Origin of the sequence: Bradyrhizobium sp. USDA 327 (assembly GCF_041262065.1) — a bacterium.
Lineage (GTDB): Bacteria > Pseudomonadota > Alphaproteobacteria > Rhizobiales > Xanthobacteraceae > Bradyrhizobium > Bradyrhizobium liaoningense.
This window is the reverse complement of sequence record NZ_JBGCCW010000001.1, coordinates 6,148,029-6,162,239: the sequence shown is the minus strand read 5'-3', so window position 1 is coordinate 6,162,239 and position 14,211 is coordinate 6,148,029. Positions and strand designations below refer to the sequence as shown.

Annotated in this window: 16 protein-coding genes; 11 read left to right on the top strand and 5 right to left on the bottom strand. The window is 64.7% G+C overall.

Features of this window, described 5'->3' with window-relative positions; genetic code table 11:
- Window positions 1-93: 93 nt before the first annotated feature.
- Window positions 94-660 (top strand): PAN domain-containing protein, encoded by a 567-nt coding sequence (locus tag ABIA42_RS29180; RefSeq protein WP_271532250.1) that lies wholly within the window; start codon window positions 94-96, stop codon window positions 658-660.
- Window positions 661-796: 136 nt separating this feature from the next.
- Here the strand turns inward: ABIA42_RS29180 and ABIA42_RS29175 are convergent, their stop codons facing one another.
- The 4 genes from ABIA42_RS29175 to ABIA42_RS29160 form a co-directional block, all read right to left on the bottom strand.
- Window positions 797-1,363, bottom strand: coding sequence for a nucleotidyltransferase family protein (locus tag ABIA42_RS29175; protein ID WP_370118697.1), 567 nt, complete (start codon window positions 1,361-1,363; stop codon window positions 797-799).
- Window positions 1,364-1,385: 22 nt separating this feature from the next.
- A complete protein-coding gene (gene lepB, locus ABIA42_RS29170; protein ID WP_271531384.1) occupies window positions 1,386-2,165 on the bottom strand; it encodes a signal peptidase I in 780 nt (259 codons plus the stop codon).
- Window positions 2,162-3,589: a metalloprotease TldD gene (gene tldD / locus ABIA42_RS29165; protein ID WP_370118700.1), complete on the bottom strand. Its 1,428-nt coding sequence runs from the start codon at window positions 3,587-3,589 to the stop codon at window positions 2,162-2,164. The genes lepB and tldD overlap by 4 nt, the downstream gene beginning before the upstream one ends.
- Before the next feature lie 117 nt (window positions 3,590-3,706).
- Window positions 3,707-4,240: an invasion associated locus B family protein gene (locus ABIA42_RS29160; protein WP_028179828.1), complete on the bottom strand. Its 534-nt coding sequence runs from the start codon at window positions 4,238-4,240 to the stop codon at window positions 3,707-3,709.
- Between the two features lie 461 nt (window positions 4,241-4,701).
- Here ABIA42_RS29160 and coxB point away from each other — a divergent pair, with 461 nt between their 5' ends.
- The 9 genes from coxB (at window position 4,702) to ABIA42_RS29115 (ending at window position 11,916) form a co-directional block, all read left to right on the top strand.
- Window positions 4,702-5,556, top strand: a complete 855-nt coding sequence (coxB, locus tag ABIA42_RS29155; protein ID WP_271531386.1) for a cytochrome c oxidase subunit II — start codon at window positions 4,702-4,704, stop codon at window positions 5,554-5,556.
- 86 nt (window positions 5,557-5,642) lie between these two features.
- Window positions 5,643-7,268 (top strand): cytochrome c oxidase subunit I, encoded by a 1,626-nt coding sequence (gene ctaD, locus ABIA42_RS29150; protein ID WP_271531387.1) that lies wholly within the window; start codon window positions 5,643-5,645, stop codon window positions 7,266-7,268.
- Window positions 7,269-7,330: 62 nt separating this feature from the next.
- Window positions 7,331-8,275, top strand: a complete 945-nt coding sequence (locus ABIA42_RS29145; RefSeq protein WP_271531388.1) for a heme o synthase — start codon at window positions 7,331-7,333, stop codon at window positions 8,273-8,275.
- Between the two features lie 7 nt (window positions 8,276-8,282).
- Window positions 8,283-8,447, top strand: coding sequence for a CoxF protein (locus ABIA42_RS29140; protein ID WP_254146730.1), 165 nt, complete (start codon window positions 8,283-8,285; stop codon window positions 8,445-8,447).
- 5 nt (window positions 8,448-8,452) lie between these two features.
- Window positions 8,453-9,112, top strand: coding sequence for a cytochrome c oxidase assembly protein (locus ABIA42_RS29135; protein WP_370118706.1), 660 nt, complete (start codon window positions 8,453-8,455; stop codon window positions 9,110-9,112).
- Window positions 9,113-9,189: 77 nt separating this feature from the next.
- The gene (locus ABIA42_RS29130) at window positions 9,190-10,086 is read left to right on the top strand and encodes a cytochrome c oxidase subunit 3 (RefSeq protein WP_370118709.1); all 897 of its coding nucleotides are present in this window, start codon (window positions 9,190-9,192) and stop codon (window positions 10,084-10,086) included.
- 197 nt (window positions 10,087-10,283) lie between these two features.
- A complete protein-coding gene (locus ABIA42_RS29125; protein WP_271531394.1) occupies window positions 10,284-10,685 on the top strand; it encodes a DUF983 domain-containing protein in 402 nt (133 codons plus the stop codon).
- Window positions 10,682-11,434 (top strand): SURF1 family protein, encoded by a 753-nt coding sequence (locus ABIA42_RS29120; RefSeq protein ID WP_370118712.1) that lies wholly within the window; start codon window positions 10,682-10,684, stop codon window positions 11,432-11,434. Before ABIA42_RS29125 ends, ABIA42_RS29120 begins: the two co-directional genes overlap by 4 nt.
- A gap of 116 nt (window positions 11,435-11,550) precedes the next feature.
- Window positions 11,551-11,916 (top strand): nuclear transport factor 2 family protein, encoded by a 366-nt coding sequence (locus ABIA42_RS29115; protein WP_271531399.1) that lies wholly within the window; start codon window positions 11,551-11,553, stop codon window positions 11,914-11,916.
- A 97-nt stretch (window positions 11,917-12,013) separates the two neighbouring features.
- Here the strand turns inward: ABIA42_RS29115 and ABIA42_RS29110 are convergent, their stop codons facing one another.
- Window positions 12,014-13,354 (bottom strand): histidine kinase, encoded by a 1,341-nt coding sequence (locus tag ABIA42_RS29110; protein WP_370118715.1) that lies wholly within the window; start codon window positions 13,352-13,354, stop codon window positions 12,014-12,016.
- Window positions 13,355-13,440: 86 nt separating this feature from the next.
- Between ABIA42_RS29110 and ABIA42_RS29105 the strand changes: the two genes are divergently transcribed.
- Complete coding sequence (locus ABIA42_RS29105; RefSeq protein ID WP_271531403.1) at window positions 13,441-14,085, top strand: response regulator transcription factor; 645 nt, start codon at window positions 13,441-13,443, stop codon at window positions 14,083-14,085.
- Window positions 14,086-14,211 lie beyond the last annotated feature (126 nt).

Genomic DNA, 14,211 nt, shown 5'->3' with positions numbered 1-14,211 from the left:
GATTTGAGCCGTTCATCGCCCATACAGGTTTGCGGCGATCAAATGGCCGGCCGAAAAAACCTGAGCGTCGTCAATAACTCGAAAGCTGTTCCGATGAGGAAGGGCCGCCTGTCCGGGGCCGTCATGGCCAGCGTCGCGGCATGTGTGACGCTGCTTTCGCTTGCATTTGCGAGCGTGCCGGCGCCTGCCCAGACGGCGTTCGATCGCCCCGGCGGCGACTACTTCAGCACGCCGGTCACGTCGGGCGATCCCGAGGATTGCGCGTTGCTCTGCGAGCGTGATCGCCGCTGCCGCTCCTGGAGCTTCAGCTATCCCGACGTCGAAGGCGGCTCGGCGGTCTGCTGGCTGAAGAACACCGTGCCGCCGCGCGTGCCGGGAAGTTGCTGCATCTCCGGGGTGCGCGGCGCCGGCGTGATCGAGCCGCGCGTCGAGGGCGTCGAGACGTCGATCGACCGCCCGGGTGGTGATTTGCGCAATTTCGAGCTCAAGGACGGCGAAAGCGTAGAGGCCTGCAAGGCCGCCTGCACCGCCGACAACAAATGCCGTGCCTTCACCTATGCCCGCCCCGGCTACACCGGGCGCGAGGCGCGCTGTTTCCTGAAGAAGGAGATCAAGCCGCCGCGCCGCAAGGCCGGATTCACGTCGGGCGTGGTGCGGTGATGCTCGTAGTCGTGCCCCGGGCGTAGCGCAGCACAGGGTGATGCGCTGCTGAACCGGGGCCGTTGCGGTCCTGCAATCTCCGGCTCTGCGCCGCGCCGCTTCGCGACGCGTCTTGTCCGGGACAGGAGAGTCTTGCTCACTCTGCCGCAATCACCGTGAGCTCGGGCCACAGTGCCTTCCATCGCGCGGCTTTCGCCCCGTAATTGGCGGCGGAAAAATTCGGCGCGCGGTTGGGCCTTACGATCAGCCGCGCGACGTCGTCGAATCCGTGAGGCGCATAGACGTCGAAATCCCCGCCCGCGCATCTCACTCCGATCTGCGTATTCCGCGTGAGGAAGCGGTCGATGCCATCTATCGCGCGCGTCAGGGGCGGATAGGGCAGGCCGTGCTTGCCGGGATACCAAAGATGCACGCGCGCCTGGTTGCGGGCCTCGATCTTCACGCCGTGATGACCGAGCCGCGCATGCAGCGCGTGGATCACCGCGTCCTCCGCCTCCCATGAGGTATCGGCGTCGAAATAGAACACGTCGTAGTCGGCGATGCCGTAGTCGACGGTTCGACCGGTGAGGACGTTCCACGCCGTCTGCACCAGGCATCCCGAGACCAGCCATGCATCGGGCAGATCGAATGCCGCCAGTTCTTCGATGATCGCAGCGTTGACGGGATTTCTCAGGGCAAGCGTGAGGAATTCGTCACGGTTCATCGTGAAGGGGAGAGACTTCCGCTCAATGCACGGCGGTGAAGAACCGTGCCAGCCTGAACCCGGACAGCCAGGTCCACACCGGCTGACCGCGCATGCCGAGATCCCAGGAGCCGAGCACGGCATCGGCACGGCCGATCAGATTGTCGATCGGCAACAGGCCGACGCCGCCGGCGCGCAGCGGCACGCGGCTGTCGGCGGAATTGTCGCGGTTGTCTCCGAGCACGAAGAGATGCCCGGCCGGCACCGTCACTTCGGGCGTGTTGTCGAGCGGGCCGTTGTCGCGCATCTTGAAGATCAGATGCGAGACGCCGTTCGGCAGCGTCTCGACATAGCGATAGGCAGGCTCGCTGCCGCCATGGTCGTCCTCGGCGGCGCCGACGCCGTCGGGCTTCAGCTCGGCGGGACGGTCGTTGATGAAGAGCTGGCCCTGCCGCATCTGGATGCGATCGCCGGGCAGCCCCACGACGCGTTTGACCCAGGCCTGCGAACGATCGCCGGGCCAGCGGAACACGACGACGTCGCCGAGCTTTGGCGTCTCCGCGAACACCCGGCCGCTCTCGGGCAGGCTGATCTGAATCGGCAGCGACGAGGTGCCGTAGCCATAGGGGAATTTCGAGGCGAGCAGCGCATCGCCGATCAGCAGCGTCGGCTCCATCGAGCCCGACGGCACGTAGAACGGCTCGGCGAGCGCGCCCTTGGCGATGAAGACCGCGGCGACGATGCCGGCGAGCTGCACGAGTTGCCCACCCCAGCCGCTGCTTTTCCGCTTGGGGGTGACAGTCACTTTGTCTTCCACGCTCATGCGCCCGTTCCACCCACCGTGATGCGCTCCATCAGCAGCGATGGCTGGCCGACACCGACCGGCACGCCCTGACCGTTCTTGCCGCAGGTCCCGATGCCGGTATCGAGCGCGAGGTCGTTGCCGATCATGCGGATGCGATGCAGGTCGGTCGGCCCGTTGCCGATCAGCATGGCGCCCTTCAGCGGTGCGCCGATCTTGCCGTTCTCGATCTTGTAGGCCTCGGTGCACTGGAACACGTATTTGCCCGAGGTGATGTCGACCTGGCCGCCACCGAAATTCGCGGCGAACACGCCGTTCTTCACGGAGGCGAGGATCTCGGCCGGATCGCGGTCGCCCGCGAGCATGTAGGTGTTGGTCATGCGCGGCATCGGCACGTGGGCGTAACCCTGGCGACGGCCGTTCCCGGTCGGCTTCATGTTCATCAGCCGCGCGTTCTGGCGGTCCTGCATGTAGCCGACCAGAATGCCATCCTCGATCAGCACGGTGCGGTTGGTCGGCGTGCCCTCGTCGTCGATCGACAACGAGCCGCGCCGCGAGGCGATGGTGCCGTCGTCGACCACGGTGACGCCCTTGGCCGCGACCTGTTGGCCCATCAGTCCGGCAAAGGCGGAGGTCTTCTTGCGGTTGAAGTCGCCCTCCAGGCCATGGCCGACCGCTTCATGCAGCATCACGCCGGGCCAGCCGGCGCCCAGCACGACGTCCATCTCGCCGGCCGGCGCCGGAATCGATTCCAGATTGACCAGCGCCTCGCGTAGCGCGCCGTCGGCGGCCTCGCGCCAGGATCTGCTCTCGATGAATTCGGCATAGCCGGCACGGCCACCATAGCCCTTGCTGCCGCTCTCCTGGCGGTCACCCTGGCCGGCGACGACGGAAATGTTCACGCGCACCAGCGGACGGATGTCGCGATAGCTCTCGCCATCGGGCCGCAGGATCTCGACGACCTGCCAGGTCGCGCCCAGGCTGACGCTGACCTGCCGCACCCGCGGATCCTTGTCGCGCAGGTAAGCGTCGATCTCGGCGAGCAGCTTGACCTTGGTCTCGAAGCCGGGCGCATCGAGTGGATTGTCATCGCCATAGAGCCGCACATTGGTGTGCGGGGGCGGCGCGGCGAAGCTGCCGGAGTAGCCGCCGCGCACGGCGGCGACCGCGTCGGCGGCGCGAATCAGCGCCGGCAGCGACACGTCGGAGGAATGGGCGTAGCCAACCGCGTCGTCCTTGACCGCGCGTAAGCCAAAACCCTGCGAGGTGTCGTAGGTCGCCTGCTTCAGCCGCCCATTGTCGAACATCAGCGCTTCGGTCTGGCTGTATTCCAGGAACAATTCGCCGTCGTCGGCGCCCGAAAGCCCGCGCGCGACCTCGCTGCGAACCCGGTCGCGGTCGAGATTGGCACGGTCGAGCAGGGAGGTTGTTGCAGGGTTGGTCATGCGTCCGTCCATTATCGGGGCTGTGGGGCAAGATAGTGGTTTCGGACCGGTTCCGCGAGGGCGCCAAGCCTCACATTACGGAAACAATAGAATCGCTCACCGGTGCCCCATCGGCCGCTACGGCAGCTTGTCGTAGCCCTCGCCGAGCCCGTTCAGGCTGAGCGGGAATCCGATGCCTTCTTCGGGGGTCTCGAAGATGATGAAGGTCGCGGTCTTGGCGCTGCGCAGCTGGCCGAGCAGCTTGTCGTCCATCACCACTTCCGCCACGCAGCCGTTGGGCAGGCATCTGACAAAACCGGCGCGGCCGACGTCCTGGTTGTCGAGCTTGAGTCCGAGGCCGGAGGGCAGGAGGACCCCGAGCGGGGCGACCACGCGCATCAGGCGGCTCTTCTGGTCGGCCGTCTTGAGCACGATCACGGTCAGGCCGGCATTGGAGCGGTCTTCCGCCACCACGCTCTGGATCAGGGCGCATTGCTCGGTTTGAGCGCCGGGCGGGGTATCGCAGCGGATCTGCCAGTCGCCATGGACGGAGCGGACCGCGCCCTGCGCATGGGCGAGGCCGGGGAGCGCCAGGAGGACGATCGCAGTCAGGAGGGCGGTCAGCGCCGGGAGGCCGCTAGCCGGCTTTGCCATCGATCTCGAAAGCCCCATCGGGTCGGTCCCTCTGCTCGCCTGGGTCGCTCGCGCTTGGCAGGCCAATCTGGCGGACTGATACGGGAATGACGGCGTCTTGAAGGCGATTCCCAAGCAAATTCCGCGCCGCCTCGCGCCGCCGCCGCCGGCACGAATCAGGCTTCTGCGCAGCCATCCGCCAGTGCCTACCGCGGGCAATTCCGCTGTCAAGCCGCGGCATCCCGGGAAACGGTATTTTTGTTTGATGTTGCTAGGAAATACCTTGCCGGTGATGGCTGACAGACCGAGCTCAAGACTGCATTGCGATAGATCAAGAATTATGGTTTGAGAGGCTTGATTTCGCGTTCTAGCGATCTGGCCCCAATTCCTCTTAGAGGTATTCTTGCGTGGCGGTTTGTCGGACTGGCGGATCGAATAAGCGTTTCCCGGAAATAGGGGAATGCACTTGGGGTGATTTCGTTAAGGGGAGCGCGAACGGCATGAGGATGTCGATGGGTCGGGTGGGCCGGCAATTGCTGGGATTGGCCACCATCGCCTTGGTGGCGGCTGGCATCACGCTGGGGACGGGTGGTGCGGCATTCGCCGAGCTCGGACAGCCGGCGCCGTGGGAGTGGACGCTGCAGCAGTCCGGTTCCCCGGTGATGGACAATATCGTCTGGTTCCACAATTTCCTGTTCGTGCTGATCACCCTGATCACGCTGTTCGTTCTGGCGCTGCTGGTGATCGTGGTCATCAAGTTCAACGCGAGGGCCAATCCGGTGCCGTCGCGGACCACCCACAACACGCTGATCGAGGTGGCCTGGACGCTGGTTCCGGTGCTGATCCTGGTCGGCATCTCGGTGCCGTCGTTCCGGCTTCTGTTCCTCCAGCTCGACATTCCGAAGGCGGACCTGACCGTCAAGGCGACGGGCAAGCAGTGGTACTGGTCCTACGCCTATCCCGACAACGGCAAGTTCGAGTTCGACTCGCTGATGGCCCAGGACAAGCAGCCTCGCCTGCTCGGCGTCGACAACGAGATGGTGGTTCCGGTCAACAAGGTGATTCGGGTCCAGACCACGGGCGCGGACGTCATCCACGCCTTCGCGCTGCCGGCTTTCGGCGTCAAGATCGACGCCATTCCGGGCCGACTGAACGAGACCTGGTTCAAGGCCACCAAGACCGGCATGTATTACGGCCAGTGCTCGGAATTGTGCGGCAAGGATCACGCCTTCATGCCGATTGCGATCCGCGTGGTCGACGACCAGGAGTTCGCCTCCTGGGTCGAGGCGGCCAAGAAGAAATTTGCGAGCGGCGGCACCAGCACCTACGCCTCCGCGGCCGGCCCGACGCAGTGAGCGTCGGGTGACGGCTTGAGGGACTGAAAGCGATAAGAGGGCGGGACCTCCAAAGGTCCGAATGGGACGCAAGGCAGGATTTGAATATGGCAACGAGCGCAGCGGCACACGGCGATCACGCGCAAGACCACGGACATGACGAGCACGCCCATCCGACCGGGTGGCGGCGCTACGTCTACTCGACCAACCACAAGGACATCGGCACGATGTACCTCGTCTTCGCGGTCATCGCCGGCGTCATCGGCGCCGCGATGTCGATCGCGATCCGTGCCGAGCTGATGTACCCGGGAGTGCAGATCTTCCACGAGGCACATACCTACAATGTGTTCGTGACCTCGCACGGCCTGATCATGATCTTCTTCATGGTCATGCCCGCGATGATCGGCGGCTTCGGCAACTGGTTCGTGCCGCTGATGATCGGCGCGCCCGACATGGCGTTCCCGCGCATGAACAACATCTCGTTCTGGCTGCTGCCGGCGTCGTTCGCGCTGCTCCTGATGTCGACCTTCGTGGAGGGCGAGCCGGGCGCCAACGGCGTCGGTGCCGGCTGGACCATGTACGTGCCGCTGTCGAGCTCCGGCCATCCGGGCCCCGCCGTCGACTTCGCGATCCTGTCGCTGCATCTGGCCGGCGCCTCGTCGATCCTTGGTGCCATCAATTTCATCACCACGATCTTCAACATGCGCGCGCCGGGCATGACCCTGCACAAGATGCCGCTGTTCGTGTGGTCGATCCTGGTGACTGTGTTCCTGCTGCTGCTGTCGCTGCCGGTGCTCGCCGGTGCGATCACCATGCTGCTCACCGACCGCAATTTCGGCACGACGTTCTTCGCGCCCGACGGCGGCGGCGACCCCGTGCTGTTCCAGCATCTGTTCTGGTTCTTCGGTCACCCCGAGGTGTACATCCTGATCCTGCCCGGCTTCGGCATGATCAGCCAGATCGTCTCGACCTTCTCGCGCAAGCCCGTGTTCGGCTATCTCGGCATGGCCTACGCCATGGTCGCGATCGGCGGCATCGGCTTCGTGGTCTGGGCGCACCACATGTACACGGTCGGCATGTCCTCGGCGACGCAGGCCTACTTCGTCGCGGCCACGATGGTCATCGCGGTTCCGACCGGCGTGAAGATCTTCTCCTGGATCGCCACGATGTGGGGCGGCTCGATCGAATTCCGGGCGCCGATGATCTGGGCGGTCGGCTTCATCTTCCTGTTCACGATCGGCGGCGTCACCGGCGTCGTGCTGGCGAACGCCGGTGTCGATCGCGTGCTCCAGGAGACCTACTACGTCGTTGCGCACTTCCATTACGTGCTGTCGCTCGGCGCCGTGTTCGCGATCTTCGCGGGCTGGTACTACTGGTTCCCGAAGATGTCGGGCTACATGTATAATGAGGGGCTCGCGAAAGCGCACTTCTGGGTCACCTTCATCGGCGTCAACCTGGTGTTCTTCCCGCAGCACTTCCTCGGCCTGTCGGGCATGCCGCGCCGCTATATCGACTATCCCGACGCGTTCGCGGGCTGGAACCTGATCTCGTCGCTCGGCTCCTACATCTCCGGCTTCGGCGTCCTGATCTTCCTCTACTGCGTGATCGACGCCTTCATGAAGAAGGTGCCGGCGGGCGACAATCCCTGGGGTGCCGGCGCGACCACGCTGGAGTGGACGCTGTCCTCGCCCCCGCCCTTCCACCAGTTCGAAGTGCTGCCGCGCGTGCAGTAAGCAATCCCCCGCGGCGCCCGAGACGGGCGCCGCGGCGCTAGAAACGAAGCGAGTAGATCTAAGTGTCCGTCCTCGATCAAAACGCCATCGACATCAATCCCCGCATCTCCGAAGCGGAGGTTGGCGATTATCTGGCACTGCTCAAGCCCCGGGTGATGTCGCTGGTCATCTTCACCGCGCTGGTCGGGATGGCGATGGCGCCCGGGCATTTCCACCCCGTGCTGGCGATCACCTCGCTGCTCTGCATCGCGGTCGGTGCCGGCGCCTCCGGGGCGCTCAACATGGCGCTCGAAGGCGATATCGACGCCAAGATGTCGCGCACGGCGAACCGGCCGCTCCCGCGCGGCCGCATCACCCGTCCCGAAGCCATGGCGTTCGGCATGACCCTCGCCTTCTTCTCGGTGATGACACTCGGCATCCTCGTCAACTGGATCGCCGGCGCGCTGCTTGCCTTCACCATCTTCTTCTACGTCGTGATCTATACGATGTGCCTGAAGCGCTGGACCGCGCAGAACATCGTGATCGGCGGCGCCGCCGGCGCGCTGCCGCCGGTGGTGGCTTGGGCTGCGGTGACAGGCACGGTTGACGTCGAGCCGCTGCTGCTGTTCGCCATCATCTTCTTCTGGACCCCGCCGCATTTCTGGGCGCTGGCGCTGTTCCGCTCCGACGACTACGCGCGGGCCGGCATTCCGATGCTGCCCAACGTCGCCGGCCCCGACGCGACCCGCCTCCAGATCCTGCTCTACACCATCGTGCTGATCGCGGTCGCCGCGGCGCCCTGGGCGCTCGGCTATTTCGATGCCGTCTACGGCATCGTCTCGCTGATCCTCGGCGCCGGCATGCTGGCGCTCGCGATCAACGTCTATATGCGTCGCGAACGCAGCCAGTCGCTGCGCGCGACCCGCAAGCTGTTTGCTTTCTCGATCCTGTATCTGTTCGCGCTGTTCGCGACCCTGCTGGCCGAGGTCGTGTACCGGGCGCTTGCTCCGATGGTTGGGGGCGCATGAGGCGGGAATGGCTGACAAACCCGAGCCAGATGGAATCGTCCTCACCGAGGCGCAGAAGAGGAGCCGTCGTCAGCGTTCGATCGCAATCGCGCTCGCGCTCGGCGTGCTCGTGGTGCTGTTCTTCGCCGTCACCATGGTCAAGGGACCGGCAGTGCTAGTACGGCCGATGTAGGTAACATGGATCACGAGCCGACCATATCGCGGGATCAGAGCCGGACGGCCACGAAGGGCCGTCTCGGCGGCCTTGGTTTCAGTGGTCTTGGCCGCGACGCGCTGGTCGCCTCGATCTGCGGCGGCGTGGTCGCGCTGATGGTCGGCGCGTCCTACGCAGCGGTGCCGTTCTACAACTGGTTCTGCCGTGCCACGGGCTTCAACGGCACGACGCAGGTCGCGACCTCTGCGCCGGCCACCGGCCCGATCGCGCGGAGGATATCGGTACGCTTCGATTCCAACGTCGCGCCCGGCCTGCCCTGGAAGTTCGAGCCGGAGCAGAACGAGATCGAGGTCAATATCGGCCAGGTCGTGACCGTCTTCTACACCGTGACCAACCAGGCCGCGCGCACCACCGCGGGCCAGGCTGCGTACAACGTCGCGCCGCTGACGGTCGGCTCCTATTTCCAGAAGATCAACTGCTTCTGCTTCACCGAGCAGACCATGGCGCCCGGCGAGAAGCGCGAGATGCCGGTCGTGTTCTACGTCGATCCCTCGATCGTCGACGACCACGAGAATGACGGGCTGAGCTCGATCACGCTGTCCTACACGTTCTATCCGGTGCGCGACCCCGTGGTGAAGCCGCTCGCCGCCAGCGAGGACGACAAACGCAAGGGAAATCTTTGACCTCCGGGTTCGCGCCCAGGCGGTTGGAAACAAGGGGATAAGTGCCTGACAGGCACGGGATTGAGGAGAGAGACGGAATGGCTACGGCGCACACCAAGCATCACGACTATCACCTGGTCGATCCCTCTCCCTGGCCGGCCGTCGGCTCGCTCTCGGCCTTCATCATGGCGGTCGGCGCGATCGCCTGGATGCATCACATGTTCTCCGCCGCGCCGATCGTGTTCGGCATCGGCACCGTGGGCGTGCTCTACACCATGGCGAGCTGGTGGGGCGACGTGATCAAGGAAGCCCAGTACAAGGGCGACCACACCCGCGTCGTGCAGCTGCACCACCGTTACGGCATGATCCTGTTCATCGCCTCCGAGGTGATGTTCTTCGTCGCCTGGTTCTGGGCCTATTTCAACGCCGCGCTGTTTCCGGCCGACGCCGTCCATGCCACGCGCGATGCGGTGTTCGGCTGCGGCCTCGGCACGCAGCCCGGCGCCTGCTCGGTCCCCGGCACCTGGCCGCCGAAGGGCATCGAGACTTTCGATCCCTGGCATCTGCCGCTCCTGAACACGCTGATCCTGCTCACCTCCGGCACCACCGTGACCTGGGCGCACCACGCGCTGCTCGAGAACGACCGCCAGGGCCTGAAGTACGGCCTGATCCTCACCGTCGTGCTCGGTGCGCTCTTCACCTGCGTGCAGGCCTATGAGTACAGCCACGCGGCGTTCTCCTTCGCCGGCAATGTCTACGGCGCGACCTTCTTCATGGCGACCGGCTTCCACGGCTTCCACGTGCTGGTCGGCACCATCTTCCTGCTGGTCTGCCTGTTCCGCGCCTATGCCGGCCATTTCACGCCGAAGCAGCATCTCGGCTTCGAATTCGCCGCCTGGTACTGGCACTTCGTCGACGTGGTCTGGCTGTTCCTGTTCCTCTGCATTTACGTCTGGGGACGCGGCGCCGAGACCATGGCCCACGCAGCGCACTAAAGCGCGATGAGATTTGGATGAATCGTCATCGCGCCTTAGGTCCTTGTTTGAGCATGATCTTTTCGGAAAACCGCTTCGCACTTTTCCGGATCATGCTCTAAGTTGCATCGAACCGATCAGAAAGGGCGGCCGCAGGGCCGCCCTTTCGTTTGCCGGCCGCCGAAAGTTCGGCGAAAACTGTGATAGGGTCCGCCATCATGAACGACACCGCCGGCACACCCCAGCCCGAAACCACCGTCCTGCAAAGCGCGATGCGCGGGCTTGCCTGCAAATGCCCCCGCTGCGGCAAGGGCAAGCTTTATGCGGGCTTTCTGACGCTCGCGCCCGCGTGCGACCGTTGCGGCCTCGACTACGCCTTCATCGATACCGGCGACGGTCCGGCGATCTTCATCATCATGCTTGCCGGCGCCATCGTGGTCGGCTGCGCGCTCGTCGTCGAGGTCAAGTACCAGCCGCCGTTCTGGCTCCATGCGGCGCTCTGGCTGCCGCTGATCCTCGCCACCACGCTGTTGCCGCTGCGTGCGATGAAATCGCTGCTGATCGCGCTGCAGTTCCACCACAAGGCGGCGCCGGGCCGGTTGGTCGACCGCGCGAAATGAGCGAGCCTGCGCGCAAGGCCCGCGTGGGCGGCTTCGCGCTGTTCACGCTGTTGCTGACGGCTGCGTTCGTCGCGCTCGGTGTCTGGCAGCTGCAGCGCCGGACCGCCAAGCACGAGCTGATCGCGGCACTCACCGAGCGGCTTGCGGCGGCGCCCGTCGCGCTGCCGCCACCGGCGCTGTGGGCCGCGCTGAATCCTGCTCGCGATGAATTCCGCCGCGTCAGCTTCACCGCCACCTACGCGGCCCTGCCCGATGCGATGGTCTATTCCTCCGGCTCCGCGGTGCGCAAGGACGCCTCCGGCCCCGGCACCTGGGCGTTTCTGCCGGCGCGGCTACCCACGGGCGAGACGGTCGTGATCGATGCGGGCTTCGTCGAGAACACGATGCAGGATCGTGGTGTCGAGGATCGCGCGGTGAAGAAGCTCGTCGCGGGCCATCCGGTGGCGCTCACCGGCTATCTGCGCTTTCCCGAGGCGCCAGGCTGGCTGACGCCGGCGGAGAATCGCGACAAGCGGCTCTGGTTCGTACGCGATCACCTGGGAATCGCAAGCGCGCTCGGCTGGGGGACGGTCGCGCCCTTCTATGTCGATCTCGAGCATCCCGCGCCCGCGAATGGCATTCCGCGCCCGGGACCGCTCGACGTGAATCTGAAGGACGATCACCTGCAATATGCCATGACCTGGTTCACGCTTGCCGCCGCCGTTCTGATCGCCTTCGCCGTGTGGGCAAGAGGCCGGCGGCAGAGCTGAGCTTATCCGGAACCAGCTTGAAGGAACCCGGTATCGCCCGGGGTTTATTATTCAGCGCATATTCACGAGTGTGGTCCTAAGCCGCTGGTATTTTCCGCGGCAGACAGGATTGCGGCGTGAGCGATTTCGACCAGATGGGAATTATCGTCGATTGGGTGGACGCCTGCCGGAAGGGCGACCTCACGGCGCTGCTCGATCTCTATGCCGACGACGCCCAGCTCGAATGCATGTGCAACGGCACGCAGCGATATCAGGGACGGAGCGAGCTCGAAGCCTATTGGCAGCCGCGGCTCAGCGCCTTCTCGTCGGTAGGTTTCGGGCTAGAGGAAATCCATCCGGCGCCCCACGGCGTCGATCTCGAATATTCCGTCGCCGGCGCGCTGCGCATTCAGGCCTCGTTTCGCTTCAGCCCGGAAGGCAAGATCCGCAGCACGGTATGCGAGCCCGCGCGCCAGAACGCGCATGATGGCTGCGTATGCTAAAGCGCGAAGCGATTGGGATGAATCGTCATCGCGCTTTAGGTTGTCGTTCAAGCATGATCTTTTCGGAAAACCGCTGCGCATTCTTCTGGATCACGCTTTAGCCTGCTGACGGCGCGTCCCGCGCCGTCTCGACGGGAAGACGGCAGCGGACGTAAGTTCGCTCATCCAGGCGCAACAGGGACAGCGATCCGCTGAGCGCGCGCACGCGCTCATGCATGCCGGTCAAGCCCCGGCCGAAGACGTTGGCCGCAGGAAAGCCGCCGCCGTCGTCGGAGATCTCGATCGCGAGCGTCTCGCCGGCGACCGTCGCCCTTACATGGGCGTTGCTGGCGTTGGCATGGCGCAGCACGTTGGTCAGCGCCTCCTGGATCAGCCGATACACGGTTTGGGCCAACGGCCCGTCGATCACGTTCAGATCGGCGTCGATCGTGTCCGTCAGGATGATATGCGGTGCCTGATTGCGAAAGGTCCGGAGCAGCGTCTGCACGCTGGTCGAAAGGCCGAGCTCCTCGATATAGAGCGGCCGCAGCCGGTCGAGGATACGGCGATTGGTCTGCTGGAGCGCTTCGACCGATTGCAGGAGGTCCTGTGCGGAATTGCCGAAACGTCCCATTGGCGGCGCCGTCTCGACCAGCGCGATCGTGCCGGCACGGATGCTGAACAGCAGCGGTCCGAGTTCGTCGTGCAATTCGCGGGCGAGATCGCGCCGCTCGTCGTCCTGGAGCGAAACCAGCCGGTGCATCAGATCGCGATTGTCCTGACTCAGTTGCGCCAGCGTTACGGCCAGCGCATTCGCCTCTTCGCAGCCTTGCCGGATTTCCGGCGGACCCGCGACCGGAATCGGTGTTGTGTAATCGCCCCGTCGTATCCGCGTGAGACCTTGGCCGAGATCCTGCAGGGGGCGCAGGACCGATCCCGCCAAGACATAGGCGATCGTGCCGGTAAGAACCATCAGCACGGCGACCAGGCTGGTGAGCGCGAGAAAGCCGATCCATTTCTCGAACAGATCGGCCGACATGTCCTGCAGGAATACGATATCGCCGATACGTCTGCCCTCGATCATCACCGGGGATGCCGCGTCCATGTCGGGGGTGGCGAGAAGGTCGATGAACCATTGCGGCACGCCATGCGGCTTGTGCAGGCCGTCCTTCGGTGACGGCGCGGGACCCGCATCCAAGGCGTGGAATTGGATATCGGAGGAGGTGTCCAAAGAGTGGACAAAGGCGTCGAGCGTCCGCCGTGGATTGTCCGATGTGCGCAGCGTGTCGTTGAGCGCGGCGGCGATGGCCTCAGTCGAACGCCGTCTCGGCTCGTTCTCCGCCGCCAACTGGTCCGTTGCGAATATCTGGAGCAGCACGCCCGCCAGGATCAGCGCCGCCAGAAAGCTGGCGCCGAGCGGAAGAAACAGTTGCGTCCTGAACGAAAGTCGTTGCCACATTAGGCCAATTCTAACGCGCATCGGCGGGATTTACCCTTTCCATTTATTCCCGCCGGTCTATGAGTCGAAAAACGAGAGAGTGCGCGATGCAAGATACCGCCAAGCTGGCGACCAGGGTCCTGATCGTCGACGACCATCCCGTGGTGCTGTCCGGTTGCCGCACCCTGTTCGCATCCGACCATTCAATTCGCATTGACGAGGCGAGCGACGCCAAATCCGGGCATCGCGCCTATGTCAACAAGCGGCCCGACGTCACCGTGATCGACATCAGCCTGCCCGATGTCTCCGGGTTCGAGCTGATGCGACGCATCCGCAAGGACGATCCCGACGCCAAGATCATCATGTTCAGCATGAACGACGATCCGGCCTTCGTGGTGCGGGCAGTCGAGCTCGGGGCGCAGGGCTATGTCTCCAAGGGCGACGATCCCCGGATCCTGCTGAAAGCGGTGCGCAAGGTGGTTGCGGGCGACAATTTCATCTCGCCGCAACTCGCCGAGGCCGTGACGTTTTCCGGTGCGGCCATCAAAGCCAATCCGGCCTCGCAGATGACGCCGCGGGAGCTCGAAATCCTGCGCCTGCTTGGACGCGGCGACAAGATCGTCGAGGTCGCCGAGGCGCTCGGCATCTCTTACAAGACCGTGGCCAACACCACATCCCTGCTCAAGCAGAAGCTGGGCGCCAAGAACCACTCCGACTTGATCCGGATCGCAGTGGAAATCGGGATGAACTGACCTTCTGCCAGCGACCGAACCGGCTGCTCCAGAATGCAGCGGTTCGGTCGACGGATCGACGCCGCCGTTGGCCGGGCAATGCATGGGCAACGGGCTGACGCCCATCCGCGGACACAATGGGCCGGG